12 protein-coding genes and 1 pseudogene are annotated in these 16,939 nt (G+C 55.5%); 5 read left to right on the top strand and 8 right to left on the bottom strand.

Annotation, left to right across the window (positions count from 1 at the left end; translation table 11 throughout):
- The first annotated feature begins 24 nt into the window (after window positions 1-24).
- From hutG to IEX10_RS08885, 4 genes and pseudogenes are all read left to right on the top strand, one after another.
- Window positions 25-825: an N-formylglutamate deformylase gene (gene hutG, locus IEX10_RS08895; protein ID WP_229678486.1), complete on the top strand. Its 801-nt coding sequence runs from the start codon at window positions 25-27 to the stop codon at window positions 823-825.
- 80 nt (window positions 826-905) lie between these two features.
- Window positions 906-1,160 carry a hypothetical protein gene (locus tag IEX10_RS08890; RefSeq protein ID WP_188673550.1) on the top strand — a complete coding sequence of 85 codons (255 nt, stop codon included), beginning with the start codon at window positions 906-908 and terminating at the stop codon, window positions 1,158-1,160.
- 7 nt (window positions 1,161-1,167) lie between these two features.
- Window positions 1,168-1,338 (top strand): annotated as a pseudogene (locus IEX10_RS20260) (helix-turn-helix domain-containing protein); the annotation flags it as partial.
- On the top strand, window positions 1,339-1,923 hold the full coding sequence (locus IEX10_RS08885) for an IclR family transcriptional regulator (RefSeq protein WP_229678485.1): 585 nt from the start codon (window positions 1,339-1,341) through the stop codon (window positions 1,921-1,923).
- A gap of 430 nt (window positions 1,924-2,353) precedes the next feature.
- Here IEX10_RS08885 and IEX10_RS08880 read toward each other — a convergent pair whose 3' ends face one another.
- From IEX10_RS08880 to IEX10_RS08845, 8 genes are all read right to left on the bottom strand, one after another.
- Complete coding sequence (locus tag IEX10_RS08880; protein ID WP_188673543.1) at window positions 2,354-3,232, bottom strand: CopD family protein; 879 nt, start codon at window positions 3,230-3,232, stop codon at window positions 2,354-2,356.
- A gap of 2 nt (window positions 3,233-3,234) precedes the next feature.
- Complete coding sequence (locus IEX10_RS08875) at window positions 3,235-3,597, bottom strand: copper resistance CopC family protein (protein WP_188673540.1); 363 nt, start codon at window positions 3,595-3,597, stop codon at window positions 3,235-3,237.
- An 87-nt stretch (window positions 3,598-3,684) separates the two neighbouring features.
- Window positions 3,685-4,401, bottom strand: coding sequence for a copper resistance protein B (locus IEX10_RS08870; RefSeq protein ID WP_229678484.1), 717 nt, complete (start codon window positions 4,399-4,401; stop codon window positions 3,685-3,687).
- Between the two features lie 29 nt (window positions 4,402-4,430).
- Window positions 4,431-6,185 (bottom strand): copper resistance system multicopper oxidase, encoded by a 1,755-nt coding sequence (locus tag IEX10_RS08865; protein WP_188673535.1) that lies wholly within the window; start codon window positions 6,183-6,185, stop codon window positions 4,431-4,433.
- 182 nt (window positions 6,186-6,367) lie between these two features.
- Window positions 6,368-6,718, bottom strand: coding sequence for a hypothetical protein (locus tag IEX10_RS08860; RefSeq protein WP_188673532.1), 351 nt, complete (start codon window positions 6,716-6,718; stop codon window positions 6,368-6,370).
- Window positions 6,719-7,001: 283 nt separating this feature from the next.
- On the bottom strand, window positions 7,002-7,904 hold the full coding sequence (locus IEX10_RS08855) for a fatty acid desaturase (protein ID WP_188673529.1): 903 nt from the start codon (window positions 7,902-7,904) through the stop codon (window positions 7,002-7,004).
- Window positions 7,905-8,091: 187 nt separating this feature from the next.
- On the bottom strand, window positions 8,092-8,367 hold the full coding sequence (locus IEX10_RS08850) for a hypothetical protein (protein WP_188673526.1): 276 nt from the start codon (window positions 8,365-8,367) through the stop codon (window positions 8,092-8,094).
- A gap of 392 nt (window positions 8,368-8,759) precedes the next feature.
- Entirely contained in the window at window positions 8,760-13,868 is a 5,109-nt protein-coding gene (locus IEX10_RS08845) for a DUF11 domain-containing protein (RefSeq protein WP_188673524.1), read from the bottom strand.
- A 576-nt stretch (window positions 13,869-14,444) separates the two neighbouring features.
- Here IEX10_RS08845 and IEX10_RS08840 point away from each other — a divergent pair.
- Window positions 14,445-16,937 (top strand): cation:proton antiporter, encoded by a 2,493-nt coding sequence (locus tag IEX10_RS08840; RefSeq protein WP_188673522.1) that lies wholly within the window; start codon window positions 14,445-14,447, stop codon window positions 16,935-16,937.
- Window positions 16,938-16,939 lie beyond the last annotated feature (2 nt).

Here is a 16,939-nt window from a genome sequence, read left to right as displayed (position 1 = left end):
TTCAATTATGAAAAAGGACAGGCAATGGCGGCTTCAAACCTGATGACACTCGTGACGGGGTCCAAGCCTGTTTTGCTGAATGTGCCACATGCTGGAACACTCCTGCCCAGCGGTATCAAAAGCCGACTGCGGGAAGACGCGCTGGAGCTGAAAGACACGGATTGGCACATGGATCAGATGGCGTTGGCCTGCACCGATCTGGGGGTCAGCGTCGTTGCCGCGAACTATTCACGCTATGTAGTGGATCTGAACCGCTCCGACGAAGACACGCCGCTTTATGCGGGGCCGACAACTGGCCTGGTGTCGCAAATCGACTTTGATGGTAGTCCACTTTATCGGGAGGGCCAGACGCCAGACACAGATGATGTGCATGCGCGTGTTCAATCATACTGGGTGCCTTATCATCAGGCTTTGGATGCTGAAATCCAGCGGATCAAGGCGCAGTTCGGAATATGTATTCTGGTTGATCTGCATTCCATCCGGTCACAGGTGCCCAGACTGTTTGATGGCGTGCTGCCAGACTTCAATCTGGGAACCAACAGCGGCGAGAGCACTGATGCCCGCTTTGAGGCCCGCGCCGAAAACTCTCTTCAGTCAGGTCGTTATAGCTTTGTGAAAAATGGTCGCTTCAAAGGTGGTTACATTACCAGACATTACGGCCAGCCCAACGAGAACGTTCACGCGCTGCAACTCGAAATCGCGCAGGCGACCTATATGGAAGAACGTGCTCCGTGGGATCTCGTGCACGGAAAAGCGGACAAGTTGAAGATCGCCATTAAAGATCTGGTATCCACGTTGCTGGACGAAATTGACACCAATTCCTGACCAGTGGGTACTCAGCCCCGACGCTGCTGCCCTACAGATACTGACAACCACTGCTCCGGTGCAGGAACAAAGGAAGGCAAATGACAACGGGTTTTCATTTCAAGCAAGCGCTGATGGACCAAGGTTGGCGTCAGAACGTACCCGCAACCGTTACCGATACCGGTAATATTGAAACGCTGGTTCAGGGTGACAATCCGAGCTGTTATTCGGTGATTGAAAACCCGGTTGTGCCTGGCATGCCGAACCTGCAGAGCAACTCTTTCCAACACCCTCAGCAGGCCGGAAACGACGCTAGTTATATTTCTACTATGCAGCGGTGGGCGCAAAAACTATGACTGATGCATGACAAAAGGCAATAAATACCAATCGAACTCTCTACTTCGGGGGCTAAAAATTCTCGAAGCTTTCGGCGCCGGCAGGGCGGGTATGACTCTGTCCCAGATTGCTGAGGAAATATCTGTCACCAGCTCTGCAGCTTTTCGATTTGTCCATACTTTGGAACAAGAGGGGTTTTTGGTAAAAGATGAGAAATCCCGCAGTTTCCGACTTGCTCCGCGCGTGATGGAGCTGGGTTACAGTTATATCAAATCTCTTGATCTAGGCGATGTGGCGGCGTTGCATGCACGTTCACTGCGCGACGTTTCGGGATTTTCCGTACATGTTGCAGTGCTTGAAAATACCGAAGCGGTTTACATTTACCGGGCGATGTCAGCCAGTCCAATGGTTTCAAACATCCCCGTCGGCTCCCGCCTTCCGGCCTTTGCGACCTCTATGGGTCGCATCATGTTGGCACATCTCAGCACAGCCGAACTTGATCGCCGGTTTGAAGGCTATGCGTTTGAGAAATTCACGGATGGCACGATAGAAACTCTGACGGAATTGAAGGCCGCCCTGACCGCTGACCGGAAGCGTGGTTACGTAGCACAGGCGTCGCAACTCGCTGAAGGTACGGTTGCAATTGCTGCGCCTATTTTTGATCGGTCAAAGCATGTGATCGGAGCCATTAACATTTCCGGCCACCGTAATCAGCTGCGTCCAACAGAGGCTCAGATTGAACAAGTACGCAATTGCGCATTGCGGATTTCGGAAATGCAATGAAACGTTAGCGAGATCAGCGGACTTCGCTATCACGTTCCGCTGCACCTAAACTCTCGTATTACGAACTTGAAAGAGCACATATTGATGTGTTGTCAAGTTGTGACCCAAGATGAAGTAGCCATTTGAGACGATCGCAGCGATGGTTGAAATCGGGCTCGTTGTCGCCATTCGCTGCCGACTGCACCAAGGTCTCCATTGGACCGTTTCCGTAACCTTATAAAGCTAACCGTCATTGGCCTGTTGTGGTTTGCATTGCAAACCGCTGCCGAATAACAGCTGGGCTGTGAGGATGGCCGTGGCGTTCCGTTCGCCTTTGTCGAGAAACGCGCAAAAGTGAACCCTAAGTGAGTTTAGAAATCTGCCCGCTGACGGCCACCCTTTGGCGTTTAGGAGGTATGATATTTTCCTGATACCTGCATTATTTTTGGTGTTATCCGACATGATCAGGAGCAACCGTTGAGGTGAAAGTCGCGGTTATGAGAAGGATCATGATAAAGGCCGCCATTTCCCATTGGATGGATTTGCGCAATGGCGTGCCATCCCCGCTATCTGCCAACGCCGGTGTTAAGCGCAGCTTGTTCAGACCGGCAAGGCCGATCAGCACGGACACCACAACCAGCTTAAGCGCCAGAAACTGTCCCCATGGCTGGGTTAGAACCGCGATCGGATCGCCCGCCAAAATCACAAGGATCACAACGCCTGCAGTGATCAGCAGACCCACCATAACCAGCGCCGCTTTCCCGAACCGTTCGACGGTGCGTACCGCTGCTGCATTGCCACGACCGGCCATATCGTAAAGCGGAAAGAACCCCCCGATCCAGAAACTGGCTGCGATAATGTGCATCACCAGAAGCGTCGAAAGCGCCCATCTTGGATCATTGGTCGCATGTCCCCGCATCGTAAAACTGATGGCAACAAGGGCGACACCCAAATAAGCGATGGGTCGTAGCCAATTCCGATTGAGCACAACGGTAGCAATGGCCGCAAGCCCCAAAGTATCGACCATAACGGAATACCCAAGCGGGCTGAACACAGCGATCTGAAGCATCGTGGCGTCAAAAACGCCTTCAACTCCACCATAAAAAAACGCCGCACGGACAGGAATGTTCAGCGCGCTGAACAGGATGCCCGTCACGGCACTCCATGCTGCAAGCCGCCTCAGACGGCGGCTTGCATCGGTATCCAGCTCCGAAAGGAGCCAGAGATTAATGACGGAGCCCGCCGCCAGCAGAACACTGATGTACATCCCGGCTTTGACAAGGATCGAGGCGATCTGCACCGGTTCCAGTGCGGCAAGAACTCCGCCCATGATCACTTAGCCACTTTGAACGCGAAATCGCCGTTCATTGGATGACCGTCCGGTGACATGCCGCGCCAATCAATCTTATAGCTGCCAGGGGCGAGCTTGGGCAGTTTACCTTCCCAGGTTTTCACGGCTTTGCCCGCTGCGGGACCGCTGATTTTATAGGTCTTCCCATCAGGCGCCTTCATCTTAACGGTCGTGATCTTCATGGGTTCGGTAAACATCAGGTGCATCACTTTGGTGCCTGTGCTGACGGTTTGGCCGTTGCTTGGCATCGTCATCATGCCTTTGCTGTGGGCCAGTGCAGCACCACCGCCAAGAACAAGGCTGGCCGAGACAATTGCAGAGCTGAAGATATTGCGAAGTTTCATTGGTTTTTCCTTAGTTAGGTTCAAGTTGCTAGACTGCGCCCCCCTCAGGATTGCTTGTGTGGCAATACCAAAGGGGACACGGGAAAATCAGAAGTTGAAGTTTATGCCGATCACGCCGGACAATTCTTCGACGCTTTCGCCGGCATTGCGGCTAATGCTGGCTGTCCCACCAAAATCGCGCTCGTAGTTCACGCCGATATAGGGGGAGACGCTGCGTCCGATCAGATCGTAACCAAGGCGCAGCCCCAATTCGACACTGGGTGCCCACGCTGCGGTCCCCCTTTCAGGATCATCCACCAGCGGCACGCTGAGTTCGATGGAAGGCGTCAGGATCAGCCGGTTGGTCAACAGGCCTTCGTATTCGACCTCTGCCCCGATATAGGAGTATTCGGACACGTAGATTGCCGCTTCGACCTCAAACCACTGCGGAGCAAGTCCGGTTACACCGAGAGTCCCGTAATAGCGTTCGGGCACTCCATCCGGCGTTGACGCGGCGACCCCGACGAAGCCGTCGAAGAAATCTGTAATCGGTTTTTGAAGCCGGATCTGGGTGTCCATCTCCTCAAAGTCACCGCCTTCGATCTTCACGCCTTCGCTTAGAAATGCGAGCCGCAGTTCGTCATTGCCGACCCAAGCCTGGAGTTCCCAGGCGAGGGACTTTTCATCATCGCCAAACCGGTATTCAAGCTTGTCGGTGCGCACGCCCCAGACTGTTGGGGAAACACCCACATCGGCCAGAGCAGCTGGGGCAAAAGGCAGCGCGAACAACGGCCCGAAAGCCAGTCCAAGTAGCAGTTTTTTCATGTCTTTGTTTTCCTTGAAATACGCGCCCATCAGGCGGGGCCGCCTTCGACGATGACCTTGCGGAACATCCCGCCAGCCATGTGATAAGAGAGGTGACAGTGAAAGGCCCACTGACCCGGCGCATCGACTTCGGTTTCTGTGTAAAGCGTCGTACCGGGTGCTACGCTTACCGTATGCTTCACGGGGTCGTAGGCACCTTTGCCGGTGTCGATGATCGTCCACATGCCGTGCAGGTGCATCGGGTGTGCCATCATGGTTTCGTTGACGAACTTAAAGCGCACACGCTCCCCGTACTTGAGCCGGATCGGATCTGCGTCCTCGTATTTGACGCCGTCGATGGACCAGATGTAGCGCTCCATGTTGCCGGTCAGGCGGATCTCGATCTCGCGCGTGGCGGGTCGGTCGCGATACAGCGGTTTGCGTGCTGCGAGATCTTCGTAGCCAAGAAACTTACCGCTACTCGCCGCTGTCGGGATGAGACCGCTTCCCGGTGCGTAGAAGGACGCGCCCGCTGCCCCTTCGGCCGGAACCACAGGCAAGTCGCCTCCCATATCCATGCCTGACATTTCCATTCCGCCCATATCGTGGCCGGAGTGGTCCATGCCGGACATGTCCATTCCGCTCATATCGTGGCCAGAGTGATCCATGCCTGACATATCAAAGCCGCTCATGTCTATTTCGGAATTGTCGGATGCTGACATATCCATACCGGAGTGGTCCATGCCAGACATCATCCCGCCCATGTCGGCCATGGTCAAAAGTGGCTTGGGGCGCATCTTGTAGAAAGGGCCGACCATGTTTGCGGACGGGGCCAATGTGCCACGCACCATTGCGGTTCGCCCTGCGCTTTCTCCAATAATCGAATAGGCCTTAGCCTCGCGCGGCTGGACGATCACATCGTAGGTTTCAGCCACGGCAATGCGCAGTTCGTCCACCCGTACCGGTTTAACGTCATTGCCGTCCGCTTGTACGACAGTCATCTTGAGACCGGGAACGCGCACGTCAAAATACGTTGTGGCCGACGAGTTGATCAGCCGCAGGCGGACCTTCTCGCCCGGCTTGAAAATGCCTGTCCAGTTCTGAGATGTGCTCTCACCGTTGATGAGAGGTGTGAAACCCTGAACGTCCTCGATGTCCGTGGGCATCATTCGCATTGCCCCCCACATCTTGCGATTCTGCAGAGCGGCTTTCAGGCCATCAGCACCTGCGTCTTCGATCAGATCCTGCACTGTGCGCTGCGCACGGTTGTAATAATCCGCCGAGCCTTTGAGGTTGCGGAAAATCCGCGAACCGCTGTGTGGATGTTTGTCTGTCAGCTGGACCACATAATCGCGCTGCGTGGGCACCGCCTCGCCGCCTTTCGGCGCAATCACAATAGCCCCGTAAGCACCGTCCGGTTCCTGAAATTTAGAGTGACTGTGGAACCAGTAGGTGCCCGCCTGTTCGATCGGGAAGCGATAGGTGAAGGTCTCGCCCGGCTTAATGCCGCTAAAGCTGATGCCGGGAACGCCGTCCTGCTGGAATGGCAGAATAAGACCATGCCAGTGGATCGAAGTGCTTTCGCGCAGATTGTTCTTTACGCGGATCACCACATCTTCGCCTTCCTGAAAATTCAGGATGGTCGGGGTCTGGCTGCCGTTATAACCGATCCCTTTCTTTTTGAAGGTGCCGGTGTCGATCCGGATTTTGTCGACAGTGATGTCATAGGTGCCTGCCTGCGCGGCAGTGCTAAGGGCAAGCCCCAGCATGACGGCCAAAGGCCGCAGAATATTCGTGTGTTTCATGTGTTTTCCATATGCGTAGACCAATGACTGGCCACGCGAAAAGATGGTCACTGCATAGGCAGTGTCAGTGAAGAGGAGAGGATCGGATGCGCCACGGGACAGATCCCGCAATGGCCGCATCAGATCAGATTGCCGCGCCCGCCAGTTCAGGCGATACTGCAATCAACGCCAGAGCGGCGTTTTCAAACGAGCGGTGGCCGAAGTTGGGACAGAAAAACCGACTGCAAAGCCATCTGTGGCTCGGCTGGGTAAAGGTCGGCGTTGGAAACGGTTTCCAGTAACGCTGGCGCAAGGTTGGCCAACTGTTCCGTACAGATATTGCCTGTGCAATAGACCATCCCGGACGCTTTGGAATCTTGTTCAGTGTCCTCAGCTACATCTGTGGCTTGTTCCTGAACGCCAAAGGAATCCCCACATTGCACATGCAGGGCTATCGGCTCTGCGCAATGCTCGGTCATCGCCATCACATGCGAAAACGCACTCGTCATAGCGAGCTGTAACGCAACGATAAAGATGAAGATTCGACCGATCACGATGTTTCCTTTTACCTGCGTTCTTAGACACATCGACCCGGCATGCCGTCAAGAGCAAAGACGACGTCCAGCAGGTGGAAGCTCACGCAACTGTGATGTGGTGGATGCTGAACTGGCGAAGCGGTCAGTTCAGAATTTTCAGTTTCAATGGGGCTGGTTGGCGAATTTCGCGCATCGCGCGTCCGTGCCCGCTCTCTCGGCCAGAGGGCTTACCAATGGGTACGAAGAGTGCAAAGCGGTCGCCCCGATGCGCTGGACGGAGCGCTGATGACGCACCGGCCAGTCATCCCTGATCTCTGTCAAAGGCTGCAACATAGTCTTTTGCAAAGGAAGCATAGCCCGGGCTGGTGATGGCCAGATGATCGCGGATCGCGACGTGGAATGCGGGCAACTGGTGAAACGGAACCTGCGGAAAAGTGTGGTGTTCAACATGATAAGGCATGTTCCAAGCCAGCATTCGCACAAGGCGATTGGTATAGGTCGTGCGGGTATTGATGAACATATCAGCAACCGTAGGGCAGCGCCCGTGTTCTGCGAGCAGATAGAGCCGCAGCACCGGAAAGCCGAAGATCAGGGGCAGTATCCAAACCCAGAATAGCACTGAATGCACAAAAAGGGTAAAAGCCAGCGCAACCGCATAGATCGCCAGCAGACCGCGGGCTTCCTTGCGAATGCGCGGATGTGCCCGCTGTGGCAGATAGGGGCTGTCGAAGTTGCGAAAACACAGGGTCCAAAAAAGACTCGCCTTTGCGCCCCAGTAACCAATTGTGGATAAATGCCACAGGAATGCGGGCCAGTTACCCGGTTTGGGCAGGCCTGCAAGCTCTGGATCATTTTCGGGATCATTGGTGTAGCGGTGGTGCATGAGGTGAAAGTAACGAAACCACAAGAACGGTTGAAAGATCAGCAGACCACAGGCCCAGCCCACCCATTCATTTAGCTGCTCGTTCCTGAAAGGGGTCTTGTGCGTAGCTTCGTGTTGTAAGGTAAAAAGAAACGCGATCAGAATGCCTTGCGGCAACAGCAGCGCCCACCAAAACGGTATCTTTAACGTAATCAGAACACCGCAAAGCAGAATTAACCCTGCGTGCATTGCCAAATGCCAAAGCCCCGCGCTGTCGCTGCGCGCGGTCAGCGCGGCCTTGTTCTCGGTCGAGAGCGACTTGAGGAAATCTTTGTGGGTCATGCAACTACATTTCTGCGGGATTCCAGCGCGCTAGGGTCCTAAAAAGCCGGAGCATACGATACGTTATCGGTTCAAAGAAACAACACAACCCTCTGAGTAATAATTCGGCCACCGACCAAGGGTTCTGCACGCCAGCTTGGTTCTGCCCCTTTTGGGACTGAACGTCTTTAAAATCTGGTGTTTTGCGTCAGGGAGGTTTCGGTGTTGCGGCTTCGAAATCTTCCTGTGCGATCCTAAGACGCTTGGCCACTTTGCCAAGTGCTGTCGGCGCGCCGGCCATTTGGGGTGCGATAAGAATTAATGCCGGGATCGTCACTTCTGCGCCAGTATCAAGCGCGCAATTCCCGATCTTTACCGGTTGTTTTAGCGTGGTGTCGGCGATGCTGTGGGCATCAAGGTAGGCAAAGGCGGCCAGCGGCGCGAGGCTGCCGGACGCGATGAGAGAGAAGGTTTTGTTAAGCATCAAGCGGTTTTCTTATTGGCTACAGAACCTTATACGGGGCACGGAAAAAATCCCGTGGATAATTTTTTGGTTTATTCGCTCCCTCGCAAAGGTTGATTAATGGGAGCTTCTGGTCAGGCCTTACCTGCGTGGCGCATAGGCTTTGCCACGGAAGTTCGCGCGGGTCCCTGTTGCGTCGATGCCCGCAACGTTCCGGAATTCTATAAACCGCCGCCGCGCGGCATTTATGTGGCCATAAAATCCGCGCGGCGGGGATAAACCAAAGTTGGGACGCGCCGGTCCGAAGTTAGCAGGCCGAAACGTCACCCGCCCTGACGATGGTTTCGGCGATCGCATGGAAGAATTTGATTTAACATTCCATTTGCCAACGCACAAAAATTCCAAGACGCGCATTACGGGGTAATCGCCACCCTGAATTGGAGGGCGCCGACCTCACCAGGGAGGAAGTTTCCGGAGCAATTCCACTCAACCGATCCTGAATAGTTCGCGGCATTGGCAACAGGTTTCGCCAAATTGCAAGTCAGGTTCGATGACAGGATTTGGGGGTCGGCGATGGGCTCTGCCAGGGCAGTATAGGGTGGCGTTCTATCGAAAACCTTGACGTTGCTAACGGGTGCTGTGTCCGTATTTTCAAGATAAATCCGGTACAGCAACACATCGTTTGCGCCGCCCAGGTTGGAGGTCGCTTCGGGGGTTCCTGCAGTTTCATTCTCGACCGTCTTCGTCAACTGGACCTGTCCGCTTTGGGCGACGACTTTAACTTCATCCGTGTTGCTTGCGCTGCTAACGGCGGTGGTGTCAGTGAAGGCCGTTGTGGCGATGATTTTATAGGTGAACCTGCTACCCGTTCCCGCGCCTGCACCGGCTGAAACGCGGGATTGAATGCAAACCGTCTGTCCTGCACTGACGGCCAGCGGCCCGGTCAAGGGGACGCCCGGTGCTCCGCTACATCCGGCATCATAATATAGCGCAGCACTAAATGCGCCCGTTGGCACCGCGGTGCTGTCTGCAAGCGAGAAGGTTACATCCCCATCGGATGTTGCGGTATAAAGGTGGGCCAAAGTTACGACCTGTCCTCGTCCCACCGTGCTGACCTGATCTTGGGCGAGGACGGGAATTTCCAACAGTCCAAAGTTCAGGCCGACAAGATTTCCAAAGGGGTCCGGCGTGAAAGTAAAAGACCCGTCGTGGGGGTCGGGGTTGGTCAGACCGGGCAAGCCGGTTGTTGCTTCAGAAATGGCGCGATAACCGTTGGCTGGTATCGTGCGGATTGTAAGCTCCCCTGTGTGGGACGACGGCAACGCATAGGTCCATGACCCGTCAGAAGCGACATCCGGCGTTGCGATAACAGTCCCCGTACCATCAAGAATTTCCAAGACTGCCGAGAATAGTCCAGCTTCACCCCCATTGGTTTCCGCATCATGTGCTGTACCACCCGACGCACCGTTGTCGTTGAATATTCGACCTGTGAAGACCCTGTCGCCGGTCGCGAGATTGACCGAATAGGACGCTTCGTCATCATCTGCGATCTGGTCGAACAGATCGTCCGTCAGCGGCCCGGTTGCCGGATCGCTATCGGGGTCGGGAAGGGAACTGTATATGATTTCTGCCGTATTGGTCAGCTCCCCGCTGTCAAGCACCGTGGTGGTAATCACAAGTGTCTCGCTTGCGCCGGTCAGAATTTCATCGACAAACCACAGTCCGGTATCCGGATCATATGTATCGCCCGCAGAAGGTGCGCTGTCAGACACGTAGGCAAATCCGCTTGGTATTAGGTCGATGACTTTAACGCCGGAGGGAGATCCCCCACTGACGTTAGAGACGGTTATGATCCAGTCGATAACATCGCCTTCGGAAACATTTGTCACCGGAGTGGTTGTGCCTGTTAAGGCGGCGTATTTTGACAATTCCAGATCGCTGGCCGCAGCGTCAAAGCCGAAATCCTGGTCGGTCGTGACTTCCCCCGCGGTTGTACCCACCCCGAGACGGGGATTTGAGGTGCCGATGGTGGTTCCACCACCAAGATCCGGATCTGTCTCATCAAGTTCAACGCGGTATGTGGTGTTAACCAGAAGGTCTTCAACGGCGTATGTGCCATCTGCCTCTGTGTCGGTTGTGATCAGGAACAGATCATCGCTAGTGTCAGCTGGCGTCCCTCCGTCATCAAAGACAGAGATGCCGATGCCCCCTCCTAGATTGGTTTCGCCATTGTCCTTACTGTCCGAAGCATTCGTATCGTTGTAAACATTTCCGGCTATTGCACCGAACGGGATGGGGGCGGGACCCCTGCATGACATGCCATCGCTATCTCCCAATTCATCGACAGAGCTGTTGGCGATAAACTGCGCTTCACCGGTGTCGGTGCTCGTTAGATAAAGGTTGTTGGTGGAGTTACTGTAAACATAAAAACGACCGTCCTCATCAAACCAAATTGAACCGAATATTCCCACGTAGATGGCGGGTCCGAACTCAACAACTGTTACGGCGCCAGGAAGCCCGCCATTGGGATCAAGTTTGAAGGCGCGCCCTGTAGATTGGTTGATGCCATAGATCAGCCCGTCGACCGGATTGTAGGCGATGTCTTCAGTGTTGATCGCTTGGCTGAGGTTGAGAGAACCGAGATTGACGGGGTTGCTTGCGTCCACCAAGCTTATCAGTTGCCATGTGGATGCGTTGTCAACGTAAACCATCGTGCCGTTTGGCAGGATATCGCCCGCAGTCGAGCCGACAGCGGTCCCATCGGGCAGGTTGGCAAGGTCGACAAAATCCCCCGCACCGTCAAGTCTGTACAGATCGCGGCGGCCTGGGCGTAAAGCGTACATATAACCGTCCAGCGCGTTGTAACCCCAGTTGGCATTCAGGTTTTGTGGCGCATTTCCTATGTCTTGAAATCCGATCACATAATTTGCACCACTGGCTGTAAAGGTTAGCCGCCGCACCACTCTATCACTATCATATCGGTAGAGACTGCCATCGCACAGGAAGGGTGGTGGATCGCTGGATATGGTAAGGGTGTAATCTTCAACCTCTCCCTCAAAGGCGGTGGTTTGCGCGGTGGTATCCCTAGACCAGCGGAAGCGGGCGAAGGTTGGCGCTGTGGTGGCGCCTGAGGGGACAGCGACTTCAAATCGGATGGAACCGTTCGTGGCCCCGTCTTTGTCCAGCGCGTCACCGTCCTGAAGATTGGTGGCCACTTGTTCCCCCGCCTGCAAAAACGTGCCATCGCCGTCAAAATCGATGAAGGCCTGAAGGTATGCTGATTTCTGGGGCGGACTGCCCAGATCATTGACCGTTACCGTAATCTCGGCCAATCCCCCCAAATAAAGCGTTGGTAGAACGACACCGTCTTCATCATCGCTCCCGTCTAGATCGTCGCCGGAGGCCGTTGCACTGTTTTGGGCGATCAAATCGATGTCTGGTGGGACAGAGCCTAGGTATATTTCAGGTGCGGCTGGGCCTTCGATGATATGCTGGGGATCGCCATAGCTGGCCGGAGCATCGCCACGATCAGCATCCGGCGGGGTCTTTATGGTAATGCCATAGTCTTCGACTTCTCCGTCTGTGGCGGTTGAAATTGCTGTGAGACTGGCAACGCTTGACCAGCGCAGCCGTGCAAAAGTCGGGGTGAGAACCGCAGTCGCGGGCACCGAAATTGCAAAGCTGATCTCTCCGTTGATGGTGCCGTCAAGGTCCTGCGGTCCGCCGTCGCGAATGTCAGATGCTACCTGATCGCCGAGCGACAGAAATGTTCCATCGCCGCCAAAATCGACAAACGCCTGCAGATACCCTGATCCGGGTGTGGGCTCACTAACCGGGATCGTGATTGTGCGGGTCAGATCGCCGTAAAGTTGGGGGAAACTCTCATCGCTTTCGTCATCTTTTCCATCTGAATCATCGCCAGTTCCGTCTACGGAATGTTGCGCAGAGCTGTCGCCATCGCCGTTCAACGCGCCAATCCAGTAAGCGGATGTATCGGCATGTTGCGGGTCGCCATAGGTGATCGGCGCGTCGCCGCGATCAGGGCCGGAACCGGCATAGATGGTTGTGGGGTCATCCCGCCCATCCCCCGGACCATTTTGTGCAACTCCATCACCGTCTGACGGATTTTCGGAATCCGATAGGTCAGAGACAGTGGTGCCGCCGGGTGTTTGTGCGGTGGCTTCCGCCTGATTGGAAATCGTGGTGTCCATGTCTTCGGGGACCAAAGTATAAGTGGCTGTGTAGACCGCCTTTTCCCCAACCAAGAGGGTGCCTTCCGGCGACAATGAAGTTGCGGCCTGAAAGGTTATTACGGGGGGGATGCCGGCACCGCTGAATTGGGTTTCGGCAAGCTGGACATTGGTGAGATCGACATTGCCGAAGTTTTCAGCGGTGAACACGTAAGCGATGGTTTCACCGGGGTCAGCGTACCCGTTGAGATTGGTGTCGACCAGTTGGGCCAGCTTCAACAGGCCCACGGAACCGACATCGATTGAGACCTGCGCGGGGGCGGAATAAGCTTGCGGTTCGCTTGGCAGGATGATGGGGGATTGAAAGCGGTATTCGATCGGGGTCGGTGCAGCGAAGAAAGCGACGAACGGGGTGAAGGTCAGTTCGCCCGTGATGTCATCATAGCTCCATGTTCCTTCGCCGATAACATCAAAGGCAACGCGGTGGCCGTTGCTGTCAGTCACGATATTCAGTGCGCCTGCGGGTGGAACGAGGTCAATCGCCTGCATCGCGTATTCGCTGGGCTGTAGCGAGTTGTTTGCGGGTGCGTTATCATTTTCTGTTGCGACAGAGTCGTTGAACAGGATGTTCACAGTCACGGGTTCGCCAAGAACCTGTTCCTTTATATCGTCCTGCAAAACTGGCGCCTTGAAGTCACCGCATTTTAGCTCGTAGGTTTGGGAGGCATCGTATGTCGGGTTTGCAAGCAGGACCAGAAAACCGTTGTTTGCTGTTCGGCCAAAGCTGAAGGTTGAGGTTTGCGGGTAGAAAATTTCCAGTCCGGAGACCGGCTGGTTTGCATAACCCCGATCGCCAGCGAGGTAGAATGTTTCTGTGCCAAGGCTAGGGTCAGGCCCTTCGACATAGCCGCGATACGTGGTGGCAGAACGGTCAACGCGGATGTATTCAACTGTTCCGTCGCAAAGGTTAACGTAGACCTGTTCGTTCAAAGGGCCATCGATGTCGTTGATCTGGATTTCCACATCGGCGACGACCGGAACACCGCCAGTGTTTGAGAAGATGTTGTGGGTTCCAGCCTCGTATATATAGAAATCTGCGAAATGCGGATCTTGCCCGACTGAAGTAATCATGATTTGGCCGTTACCGGTGGCAAACCGGTGGTCGCGTGTCGCGAAGGTCATTATTCCGACGATATCAACATTTACCCCGTTCACCGTCCCGACATTGCGCCAGATTCCGCGTTTGCCGACACCGCTTCCCAGTACTGTGGGTGCGCCGGTTGGATTAAGGATGAGTTGTTGTGCCCATGCCCCGCCGGTTTTGGCGATCATAAGGAGAAGGCCGAGAATTATCACGATGCAGTACTGGATGAACCAAAGGGCTACATCCCGTCCTGTCAGGCGCGTTTTTAGTGTACACCCGCAGCGTGGGGCGGGCAGTTGCGTTGGCGCAGGTACGTTAAATTTGAAGGTCATGGGCGTGTAAGCAAATTCGAAGTCAATTGAACAGGTCATCAGGATTTACGAGCTATCCAGCAGGCAAACCATAGTCCCTGAAGTATAGGACCATGTATCTTAAGGATTCCTTTCGAATGGCCATTTGCCCCGCACGGCAGATTTCATCCGGCCAGGATCCCTGGGTCGATTAGGGCTGTTCAATCAATTTCGACTGGTGTTTGCGCGCCCCAACCTCAAGAGCAGATTAAATACAAACAGTTTTCAGACAATTCTAACTGGCCGTGCGCGCCGAGGTCTCCACGCCCCGTTGCGCAGTGTCACTCCTGCCAAATTTCGTCTGAAGTCAGGATTCGATAAAGGCGTTCTATGGCTCACGAGGTTTTGCCAATTGTTTCTTCAATCGCTGAATTTTAACAGTGCGCCCGATGATTGCTGTGGTATTTCAATAATATGGACATAGTTTTAATCACCACAATTGTCGCAACCCTGTTCGTTGTGATCGGGGTTGCCGAGCCTCTGGCTGCGCGCTTGAGGATGCCTTACAGTGCGCTTCTGGCTGTGATTGGTATTCTGGTCAGCGTGACGGCAATCTTCTTCATGAGAACGGATCTGACGGACGCGCTCAATCCGGTGGCAGAGGTGATCCTCGGCTTCCCAATCCGTTCTAATGTGTTCCTTTATGTCTTTCTGCCGACCCTGTTGTTTCAAGCGACTTTGGGTATGAACCTTCGGCGGATGCTGGATGATTGGGTGCCGATTCTGGTGCTCGCGGTGGTGGCTGTTGTCGTTGCGACACTGTTCGTCGGTTATGCGCTGTCTTGGGCGACTACGCTGCCGCTGGCGGCGTGCTTGTTGATCGGGGCGATTGTGTCCACAACCGATCCCTCGGCCGTGGTTTCGATCTTCCGCTCTATTTCCGCGCCGCGAAGGGTTGCGCGGATTATTGAAGGCGAAAGCCTACTGAATGATGCCGCGGCAATCGCCTTGTTCGGCCTGTTCATGGGGTTTGTGATGCTGGGCGTGCCTGACCCGACACTCGCGGATGCGCTGGCACAGTTTCCCCTTTTGATTGCGGGCGGTGTGCTGGTCGGCTGGGTCGTGGCGCGGATTGCCATTTGGGTGATGGCGGCCTTTCCGCAATTTGAACTGGCGCAGATTTCGATCTCCGTGGCGCTGCCTTATCTGGTTTACATCGGTGCAGAACAAAGCATCGGCGCCTCTGGCGTGATTGCGGTGGTTGCAGCAGGTCTTACACTGAACCTTGCGGGACCGGGGCGGTTGTTGCCGCAGGCGTGGATTAACCTGCGTGAACTTTGGGATGTATTGGCCCATTGGGCGGGGGCGCTGATTTTTATTCTGGCTGCTTTTCTAATTCCCCGTTTTCTCGCAGATGTGCGGGTGCACGATTTCTTGCTGGTCGGGGTGGTGATCCTTGCAGCCATAACCGCGCGGGCGGTGATCCTGTTCGTGTTGATGCCAATCCTGCATAAATTCCGCTTGTCGCCCAAAGTTGAACGACCCTATCGCACGGCGATCCTGTGGGGTGGTCTGCGCGGTGCGGTCACATTGGCGCTGGCGCTGGCTGTGACGGAGAGCTTCCGTGTGCCCAATGATATTCAGCGGGTGGTCGGGATTCTGGCCACCGGGTTTACGCTGTTTACGCTGCTGGTGCAGGGCACCACGCTGCGCCGGGTGATCCGCTGGCTGGGTCTTGAAGATCTGTCTCCGATTGACGAAGCCCTGTCCCGGCAGGTTGTGGCGGTTGCGCTGCAAACCGTGCGTGAGGACGTGGCCCGCACCACCGAGAATTACGAACTCACCCATGACATTGTCCGCTCCGAGGCTAAGCAGTTCGGGGACCGGCTGGAAGAGGCCGTGAAGTTGGCCGAAGACAACGCGGATATTTTGGAACGGGACAGGGTCACGCTGGGTCTGATCGCGCTGGCAGGCCATGAACGGGACACGATTCTGGATCGTGTGCGCGACCGTACGATCTCGGCGCGGATGGCGGAACAGGTGCTGTCAGATGCGGACCGGCTGATAGAAGGCGCGCGCAGCGGCGGGCGCAGCGGGTATCAACGGGCGGCGCGGCGCAGTGTGTCCTATGGGCACGGGTTCCGTGTTGCAGGGTTTCTGCACAACCGCTTAAGTATCTCGGCCCCTCTGGCCAATATGACAGCGGACCGGTTTGAGCTGTTATTGTCCCAGCGACTGGTGCTGCGAGATCTTGATGCCTTTATCGGGGGGCGCATTCGCCGTATCCACGGGCGAAGGCTGGCGGATCTGTTGGCGGAACTGTTGTCGCGCCGGATTGAAACGGTCGAAACCGCGCTGGAAGGGCTGCGCCTGCAATATCCGGGGTACGCCGAAGAACTGGAGCGCCGATTTATCCGTCGCACTGCCCTGCGGCTGGAAGAACGGGAATACACAGCCATGCGCGAGGACGGTTTGATCGGTTCCGAGGTGTTTACCAAACTGATGGGGCAAACTGCGACCCGACGGGCCGCGGCCGAGGGCCGTCCGCGTCTTGATGTGGCGTTCCAGAGAATTGAACTTGTGCGTCAGTTTCCCCTATTTGTGGATCTGGACGAGGCGGCGCTGAAACGGCTCGCCCGTGCGCTTCAGACCCGCTATGCGAATGCAGGAGACGTCATCATGCGGCGCGATACGCCTGCGCGCAGCGTGTTCTTTATCGCATCCGGTGCGGCGGAAATGGAAACGGCGGGACAGAGCTGGCGTTTGGGGCGGGGCGAGATGTTTGGCCAGATGGCGATCCTGACCAACAAGGCACGCCGCACCGAAGTGCGGGCGATTGCGCCCTCGACCCTGCTGGTGCTTGATGAAATGCGGTTCCGGCGGTTGCTTGGTCGCAGTCCCGCCATTCAGGAAGCCGTGCGCGCCAGTGCCAGCCGACGGGGCATCCCGTTCAGCGATCTGGAGTAACG

Origin of the sequence: Neptunicoccus cionae (assembly GCF_014643735.1) — a bacterium.
In the GTDB taxonomy this organism is placed as follows: domain Bacteria; phylum Pseudomonadota; class Alphaproteobacteria; order Rhodobacterales; family Rhodobacteraceae; genus Amylibacter; species Amylibacter cionae.
The sequence above is the reverse complement of the archived record's forward strand: the minus strand, read 5'-3'. Positions and strand labels throughout refer to the sequence as shown.

Excerpts from the sequence above, each read along its gene's own strand:
- hutG (WP_229678486.1), top strand. The coding sequence starts at position 25 with ATGGCGGCTTCAAACCTGATGACACTCGTGACGGGGTCCAAGCCTGTT.
- IEX10_RS08890 (WP_188673550.1), top strand. The coding sequence starts at position 906 with ATGACAACGGGTTTTCATTTCAAGCAAGCGCTGATGGACCAAGGTTGG.
- IEX10_RS08880 (WP_188673543.1), bottom strand. The coding sequence starts at position 3,232 with ATGGGCGGAGTTCTTGCCGCACTGGAACCGGTGCAGATCGCCTCGATC.
- IEX10_RS08875 (WP_188673540.1), bottom strand. The coding sequence starts at position 3,597 with ATGAAACTTCGCAATATCTTCAGCTCTGCAATTGTCTCGGCCAGCCTT.
- IEX10_RS08870 (WP_229678484.1), bottom strand. The coding sequence starts at position 4,401 with ATGAAAAAACTGCTACTTGGACTGGCTTTCGGGCCGTTGTTCGCGCTG.
- IEX10_RS08865 (WP_188673535.1), bottom strand. The coding sequence starts at position 6,185 with ATGAAACACACGAATATTCTGCGGCCTTTGGCCGTCATGCTGGGGCTT.
- IEX10_RS08855 (WP_188673529.1), bottom strand. The coding sequence starts at position 7,904 with ATGACCCACAAAGATTTCCTCAAGTCGCTCTCGACCGAGAACAAGGCC.
- IEX10_RS08850 (WP_188673526.1), bottom strand. The coding sequence starts at position 8,367 with ATGCTTAACAAAACCTTCTCTCTCATCGCGTCCGGCAGCCTCGCGCCG.
- IEX10_RS08845 (WP_188673524.1), bottom strand. The coding sequence starts at position 13,868 with ATGATCGCCAAAACCGGCGGGGCATGGGCACAACAACTCATCCTTAAT.
- IEX10_RS08840 (WP_188673522.1), top strand. The coding sequence starts at position 14,445 with ATGGACATAGTTTTAATCACCACAATTGTCGCAACCCTGTTCGTTGTG.